Here is a 7,702-nt window from a genome sequence, read left to right on the forward strand (position 1 = left end):
GCCCGGTGGTACGCGGCGCGACAGCCCGGGCACCGGCGGCGGACGCGCTGCGCCCGGTCACCGAGGATCCGGTCACCGGGGTCAGGTCGATCGTCTGCAGAGTGGGCTCGGTGGCGGGCGCGGTCAACGCCTCCGGGCGGGCCGCCGCACCACCCCCGGCGGCCAGTACGGTCACCGCGCCGCTCATCGCCATCGCTGTGCCGACAACGGCGGCCATGACTCGTCTCTGGGTCTTGTTCTCCACGCGTTTCCCCCCGCGAAAGGCTTCGGACCAGGCCAGATCAGGATGAAACGTATGCGGCTCTCATGTGTGGGGTTGCCGATTCCCGTGACACCGGTCACTCTGTTCCGGGTGCCGGGCACGGGGTTCGTTAATGCGTCGCGCCGTTCTGCCGAAGGTAGGACGTGACCTCTGTGCTGGCGCCCGTCCGAGCCGGCGGCGACGTGGACGCGCCGACCGTGGCGTACCCGGTGCTGCCCCGGCGCAGCGCCGCGCTGGCCTGGTCATACATAGTCGCGGCAGGCGCCGCCATCACCCTGTTCGCGGCCGGGCCGGCGTCGGTGCAGCTGCCGCTGATGCTGACCGCGATCGTGGGCGGGCTGTGGGCCACCACGTACGCGGTCCGCCGGATCGCCGTCCCCGCCCACCGCAAGCCCTGGCGCCTGCTGCTCTGGTCGGCCGGCATGTTCTTCGCCGGCATCGTGCTGCGGGTCGTCGTGCCCGGCGCCGGTGCCTCCCCGCCGACCTCGATGGCGCTCATCCCGGACGCCTTCGTGCTGCCCGGCTACCTGCTGATGGGCTACGCCTTCGCGGACATGCTGCGCCGCCGGCGGGCCGCGGACGACGACCCGGCCCGGGTGGACGCGCTGCTGGTCGGGCTGGCCGCGGCGTTCCTGTGCTGGACGTACCTGATCGTGCCGTCGATGGCGCAGACCGACCTGACCCCGCTGCGCATCGCCAACTCGTTCTTCCCGGTCATCGACGTCGTGCTGGTGGTGCTGGCCGCGCAGCTGGCCATCTCCGGCGGCGCCCGTCAGCCGTCGCTGTGGCTGCTGCTGTCGGCCTCGGCGACCATGTTCGTCGGCGACTTCCTCTTCATGCTGCGCGACGGCGCCCTGGCCGACGTGCCCCAGCACGCCGTCGACGTGCTCTTCATGGCGACGTTCCTGCTCGTCGGCGCGGCCGGTCTGCACCCGTCCATGCGCACGCTGACCGAGCCGCAACGCGTGGTCATCACCGATCTCAGCAAGATCCGCACCGGCCTGATCGCCCTGATGGTGGTCGTGCCGACGATCATCACCACCACCGTGCCGGCCGGCTCCACCCTCAACGGCGTGGTCCGCTCGGTCCTCTGCGTGCTGCTCATCCTGGCCGTGTTCGCCCGCGTGGTGCGCTCCAACAACTCGCGGGCGCGCGCCGAACGGGCCACCCGCCGCCGGGCCACCCACGACGCCCTCACCGACCTGCCCAACCGTGAACTGCTCGCCGAGACGATCGCGGAGTGGGGGGACCGGGCCGCCGCCGACGAGCAGGAGATCAGCCTGCTCTTCATCGACCTGGACCGCTTCAAGATGGTCAACGACCACTGGGGTCACCAGGTCGGCGACGAGCTGCTCTGCGCGGTCGCGGGCCGGCTGAGCGCGCAGATCCGCGGGGCCGACCTGGTCTGCCGGATCGGCGGGGACGAGTTCGTGATCGCCTCGGCCAGCCCGTCGCACTCCGCGCTGGCCGAGTCGCTGGCCGACCGGGTGCTGGCCGAGTTCGCCCGCCCGTTCGAGCTCTCCGTCGGCAACGTGGTCATCTCCGCGTCCATCGGGGTGGCCAAGTCGCTGGGCGGGGCGCAGGCCCTCGAGCTGATCCGCGACGCCGACACCGCCATGTACAAGGCCAAGGGCAGCGGGCGCAACGCGTACGCGCTGTTCGACACGTCCCTGCGCGACGAGGTCCGGGACCGGATGAACCTGGAGCAGGCGCTGCGCCGGGCCCTGCCGCGCGGTGAGCTCTCCGTGCACTACCAGCCGATCGTGGACCTGGCCACCGACGAGCTGGACGGCTTCGAGGCGCTGATGCGCTGGCAGCACCCGACGCTCGGCGCGGTCTCACCGGTGGACTTCATCCCGGTGGCCGAGGAGACCGGCCTGATCGTGCAGAGCGGTGCCTGGCTGCTGCGCGAGTCCGCGTCCCAGCTCGCGGCCTGGACGGCCGAGCGCGGTCCGGACGCCCGGCGGCTGCACGTCTCGGTCAACGTCTCGGTCCGCCAGCTGCGCGACGGTGCCCTGGTCACGGTGGTACGGGACGTGCTGGCCGACACCGGGCTCGCGCCGGACCAGCTGTGGCTGGAGATCACCGAGTCCGGCGTGATGGAGGACATCGACACCGCCCTGATCACCCTGAACCAGCTGCGCGGCCTCGGCGTGACGCTGTGCATCGACGACTTCGGCACCGGCTACTCGTCGCTGAGCTACCTGAACCGGCTGCCGGTCGGCATCGTCAAGATCGACCGCTCGTTCGTCAGCCGGGTCGGCGAGGACGGCGCCAACGAGCCCATCGTGCGCGCGGTGCTGGCCATGACCCGGGCGATGAACCTGCGCGTGGTCGCCGAGGGTGTGGAGACCGAGGTGCAGCGCGACTGGCTGCGCGAGCAGGGCTGCGACCTGGGCCAGGGCTGGTTCTACGGCAAGGCGGAACTGCCCGCGAATCTGGGAAGCTGGATCCGCTGAGAGGAGAACCCACTCCCCGCCACTTCTAACGTATATCGCACCCCGGGGCTTGTGGCAAGACCCCGTTCATGGCGCAGAATCGTCCGCTGAGCCCGGAATCTGCGCAATCGAGGTGTGAATGAATCCCTTGGCGACCAGCGCCTTCGATCTTCCCGACCGGCTGGCTCAGAAGGCCGACCCGAAACTGATCGCAGCCGACGAGCGGCACTTCGCGGCCATCGCGGAGAGCCTGCGGCAGTCCATCGCCGACCTGTCCGACCGGCTGGAGGCCGAGCGCCGGGCCCCCGCGGGCAAGGGCCGTCAGGCGGTGGACCGCGACACCGAGGTACGGCGGCTGTCCGCCCGGCTGCGCGCCCTGCGCCGCTTCGGGATGGACCTGTGCCTCGGGCGCATGGTCGGCGCCGACGACGCCGAACCGGTGTACGTCGGGCGGTTCGGCCTGACCGACAGCACGGGCCGCCGGCTGCTGCTCGACTGGCGGTCGCCCGCGGCCGAGCCGTTCTTCGGGGCGACCCACGCCAACCCGATGGGGCTGGCCAGCCGCCGCCGCTACCGCTGGACCCGCGGCCGGATCAGCGACTACTGGGACGAGGTGTTCAGCCCGGACGGGTTCGAGGGGCACGCCGCGCTGGACGACCAGTCGGCCTTCATCGCCAGCCTGGGCGGCAACCGGTCGGCCCGGATGCGCGACGTGCTCGGCACCATCCAGGCCGACCAGGACGCGATCATCCGCGCCGGGTCCGGCGGCGCTCTCGTCGTCGACGGTGGTCCGGGTACGGGCAAGACCGTCGTCGCCCTGCACCGCACCGCCTACCTGCTCTACGCCGACCCCCGCCTCGGGCACCGCCGTGGTGGCGTCCTGTTCATCGGCCCGCACCAGCCGTACCTGGCCTACGTCGGTGACGTCCTGCCCAGCCTCGGCGAGGAGGAGGTGCAGATCTGCACCCTGCGCGACCTCATCGCCGAGGGCGCCGCGGCCACGCCCGAGACCGACCCGGAGGTGGCCCGGCTCAAGTCGTCGGCGCGACTGGTACAGGCGATCGAGGCAGCCGTCCGGTTCTACGAGGAGCCGCCGGCCACCGCCATGACGGTCTCCACCGGCGAGGCCGACATCCGGCTGAGCGCCGACGACTGGGCCGAGGCGTTCGAGGCGCCCGGACCCGGTACGCCGCACAACGAGGCCCGGGACGAGATCTTCCAGGAGCTGCTCACGATCCTGGTGGAGAAGTACGACGGTGACGAGCCGGAGGCCTTCGTCCGGCGGTCGCTCGGGCAGAACCGGGAACTGCTCGCCACCTTCAACCGCGCCTGGCCGGTGCTCGAAGCGACCGACCTCGTCGCGGACCTCTGGTCGGTACCCGCGTACCTGCGCAAGTGCGCGCCCTGGCTCACCCCGGACGAGGTCCGCACGCTGCGCCGGAACGCCGGACAGCCCTGGACGGTCGCCGACCTGCCGTTGCTGGACGCGGCCCGGCGGCGGCTCGGCGACCCGGAGGCGTCCCGGCGCAACCGCCGGCACGACGCCACCCTCGCCGTCGAACGCGAGCGCATGTCCGCGGTCGTCGACGAGCTGATCCACGCCCACACCTACGACGACGGGGAAGGGGTGTTGTCCAGCCTGCGCCAGCTCGACCTCCAGGACGCGCTGGTCGACGAGACCGCGGTGCCCGCCACCGAACCCGACCGGCTGGCCGGCCCGTTCGCGCACATCGTCGTGGACGAGGCCCAGGAGCTGACCGACGCGGAGTGGCAGATGCTCCTGCAGCGCTGCCCGTCCCGCAGCTTCACCATCGTCGGGGACCGGGCCCAGGCCCGGCACGGCTTCACGGAGTCCTGGCCGGAACGGCTCGAGCGGATCGGGCTCGACCGGGTCACCATGTCGTCGCTGACCATCAACTACCGGACGCCGGAAGAGGTCATGGCCGAGGCCGAGCCGGTCATCCGGGCCGCGCTGCCGGACGCCAACGTGCCGACCTCCATCCGCAGCAGCGGTGTCCCCGTACGGCACGGATCCGTGGCCGATCTGGAGTCCATCCTCGACAGCTGGCTCGCCGCGCACGCCGAGGGGATCGCCTGCGTCATCAGCACCGCCGGCGCCACCGTCCCGGCCACGCCCCGGATCCGGTCGCTGACCCCGGAGCTGTCCAAGGGCCTCGAGTTCGACCTGGTCGTCCTCATCGACCCGGAGGCGTTCGGCCCGGGCATCGAGGGCGCGGTCGACCGGTACGTCGCGATGACCCGCGCCACCCAGCAACTCGTCATTCTCACCACCACCGAGGGAGCTCGATGACCTCAGTCACCACCCCGCCCGCCACCCGGATGTCGCGCCGGGAGGTCGTCCAGGCCCTGTCCGGCCTCATGCTCGGCCTCTTCGTGTCCATCCTGGCCTCCACGATCGTGTCCAACGCACTGCCGCGGATCATCGCCGACCTGGGCGGCTCCCAGTCCGTCTACACCTGGATCGTCACCACCGAACTGCTGGCCATGACGGCGACCGTGCCGCTGTGGGGCAAGATGGCCGACCTCTACAGCAAGAAGCTGCTGATCCAGCTCTCCCTGGGCCTGTTCGTCGCGGGCTCGCTGATCGCCGGGCTCACCCCCGACGTCGGCATCCTCATCGTCAGCCGGGTCGTGCAGGGCATCGGCGCGGGCGGCATGGGCGCGCTCGCGATGATCGTGATGGCCGCGATGATCCCGCCGCGCGAGCTGGGCCGTTACTCGGGCCTGTTCGGCGCGGTGTTCGGCGTCGCGACCATCGCCGGGCCGCTGATCGGCGGGCTGCTGGTGGACACGTCGTGGCTGGGCTGGCGCTGGTGCTTCCTGATCGGCGTGCCGTTCTCGCTGGCCGCGATCGTGCTGCTGCAGAAGACGCTGCACCTGCCGCCGACGCCGCGCCGAGCGGTCTCGATCGACTGGCTCGGCGCGTCCCTGATCACCGCGGGCGTGTGCGACCTGCTGATCTGGTCGACCCTGGCCGGCCACCACTTCGCCTGGGGCTCCTGGCCGACCGTGCTGTTCGTCGCGGCCGGGCTCCTGCTGCTCGCACTCGCCGTCCGGGTGGAGTCGCGGGCCAAGGAGCCGATCATCCCGTTGAGCATTTTCCAAAACCGCACGGTCTCCCTGGCCATCCTGGCCAGCGTGCTGGTCGGCCTGGCCATGTTCGGTGGCACGGTGTTCCTGTCGCAGTACTTCCAGATCTCGCTGGGCAAGACCCCGACGGTCGCCGGCCTGATGAGTCTCCCGCTCATCTTCGGCCTGCTGGTGTCGTCCACGGTGGCCGGCCAGCTGATCACGAAGTACGGCCGGTGGAAGGCGTACCTGGTCGCGGGGGCGGTGGTGATGACCGCCGGCATGGTGCTGCTGAGCACGATCGACGCCCACACCAGCGTGCCGATGCTCGCGCTCTACATGGCGGTGCTGGGCGTCGGCGTCGGCATGCTGATGCAGAACCTGGTGCTGGCGGCGCAGAACGACGTACCGGCCCAGGAGCTCGGGGCGACCACGTCCGCGCTGACGTTCTTCCGCAGCATGGGCGGCGCGATCGGGGTCAGCGCCCTGGGCGCGGTGCTGGCCTCCCGGGTGACCACGATGCTGGCCGAGCGCTTCGGCGTGCCGGCCACCGGCGGCACGGCGAAGGTGCCCGACCTGGCCACCCTGCCGCCGGAGGTGCTGACCGTCGTCCGCGAGGTCTACGGCGAGGCCACGGCCGGCCTGTTCCTGATCGGCGCCCCGATCGCCGCGCTGGCCGTGCTCGCCGTCCTGTTCATCAAGGAGAAGCCGCTGCACACGCTGAGCGGCGACGAGCGCCGGGCCCAGGAGGAGGCCGCGGCGGGCGCGCCGCTGGCCTGACCAGCTCCCTCAGGACTGATCCGGCTCGACGATCAAAATCACCTTGCCGCGGCCGTGCCCGGCCTGCACGGCCGCGTGCGCCGCGGCGACCTGGGTCAACGGGTACGCCCGCAGCGGCATCGCCAGCACCCCCCGTCCGGCCAGCGCGACCACCTCGGCGAGCCGGACGGGGGAGCGGGGCGCCCGTACCACCGGGGTGCCGAACTCGGCGGCCCCCTTGTCGTCGGCGATCGTGCCGATCCGGTCCCGGGGTACACCGAGGGCCACGGACGCGGCGACGGCCCCGCGCCCGGCCGCGTCCAGGGCCACAGTCACCGGCCCGGGTGCGACCGCCCGGACCGCCTCGACCAGGCCGTCGCCGTACGCGACCGGAACGGCCCCCAGCTCCCGCAGATAGTCGTGATTGGCGGGGCCGGCTGTGCCGATCACGGTGGCACCGGCCAGCCGGGCCAGTTGCACGGCCAACGTGCCCACGGACCCCGCCGCCGCGTGCACGAGCAGTACGTCGCCCGCGGTGACGCCCAGCTGGGTCAGCGCCCCGGAGGCGGTCTGGCCGGCCGCCACCAGCGCGGCCGCCGCGGGAAACGACAGCTGTGGCGGCTTCACGACCAGATCCGCGGCCGGCACGACCACGTGGGTCGCCTGCCCGTTCATCATGGTGGAACCCAGCACCGCCGTACCCGGGACGGGGCCGGTGACACCCTCGCCGAGCAGGTCGACCACCCCCGAGAACTCCTGGCCGACCTGATGCGGGAAGTGCCCCGGCCCCCGTCTCATCCACCCCTCACGCACGGCGACGTCGAAGGGCTGGACGCCGGCCGCGCGTACCCGGACCCGCGCCTCGCCCGGACCCGGCACCGGATCGGGCAGCTCAGCCACCCGCAACACCTCGGGCGGGCCGTACCGGTCGAACACCGCTGCTCTCATCCGGTCACCCTGCAAGCTGAAGCCGGGTTGAGGTCAAGAGCGGTGGTCCCCTGACGATCACGGAGAAGACCGCCGAACGATTTCTGGCGTTTCTACCGGTTGCGCGGCTGACCGGCCGCTCCGGCAGCCGGAAATACGACGGCGCCCGGCGCCCCGGCCGCCCTAGGGTCATCGCATGCGGGTGCGGGTGCTCGGGCCGTTCGAG

Annotated in this window: 5 protein-coding genes; 3 read left to right on the plus strand and 2 right to left on the minus strand. The window is 72.0% G+C overall.

Annotated elements, in window-relative coordinates; translation table 11 throughout:
- A partial coding sequence (locus AB0C29_RS23770; protein ID WP_360823853.1) for a hypothetical protein occupies positions 1-217 on the minus strand: 217 nt, incomplete at its 3' end.
- A gap of 188 nt (positions 218-405) precedes the next feature.
- Between AB0C29_RS23770 and AB0C29_RS23775 the strand changes: the two genes are divergently transcribed.
- The 3 genes from AB0C29_RS23775 to AB0C29_RS23785 all read left to right on the plus strand — a co-directional run bounded on the left by AB0C29_RS23775 (position 406) and on the right by AB0C29_RS23785 (position 6,570).
- Positions 406-2,721 carry an EAL domain-containing protein gene (locus AB0C29_RS23775; protein WP_360823856.1) on the plus strand — a complete coding sequence of 772 codons (2,316 nt, stop codon included), beginning with the start codon at positions 406-408 and terminating at the stop codon, positions 2,719-2,721.
- Positions 2,722-2,839: 118 nt separating this feature from the next.
- Positions 2,840-5,011, plus strand: coding sequence for an RNA polymerase recycling motor ATPase HelR (gene helR, locus AB0C29_RS23780; RefSeq protein ID WP_360823859.1), 2,172 nt, complete (start codon positions 2,840-2,842; stop codon positions 5,009-5,011).
- Positions 5,008-6,570, plus strand: a complete 1,563-nt coding sequence (locus AB0C29_RS23785) for an MDR family MFS transporter (RefSeq protein WP_360823863.1) — start codon at positions 5,008-5,010, stop codon at positions 6,568-6,570. Before helR ends, AB0C29_RS23785 begins: the two co-directional genes overlap by 4 nt.
- 9 nt (positions 6,571-6,579) lie before the next feature.
- Here the strand turns inward: AB0C29_RS23785 and AB0C29_RS23790 are convergent, their stop codons facing one another.
- Complete coding sequence (locus AB0C29_RS23790) at positions 6,580-7,497, minus strand: NADP-dependent oxidoreductase (protein WP_360823866.1); 918 nt, start codon at positions 7,495-7,497, stop codon at positions 6,580-6,582.
- Between the last annotated feature and the right edge of the window lie 205 nt (positions 7,498-7,702).

This window comes from Actinoplanes sp. NPDC048791, from assembly GCF_040650095.1.
GTDB lineage: Bacteria > Actinomycetota > Actinomycetes > Mycobacteriales > Micromonosporaceae > Actinoplanes.

Bases quoted from the DNA above. Each gene is read 5' to 3' on its own strand.
- AB0C29_RS23790 (WP_360823866.1), bottom strand. From the start codon at position 7,497: ATGAGAGCAGCGGTGTTCGACCGGTACGGCCCGCCCGAGGTGTTGCGG.
- AB0C29_RS23785 (WP_360823863.1), top strand. From the start codon at position 5,008: ATGACCTCAGTCACCACCCCGCCCGCCACCCGGATGTCGCGCCGGGAG.
- helR (WP_360823859.1), top strand. From the start codon at position 2,840: ATGAATCCCTTGGCGACCAGCGCCTTCGATCTTCCCGACCGGCTGGCT.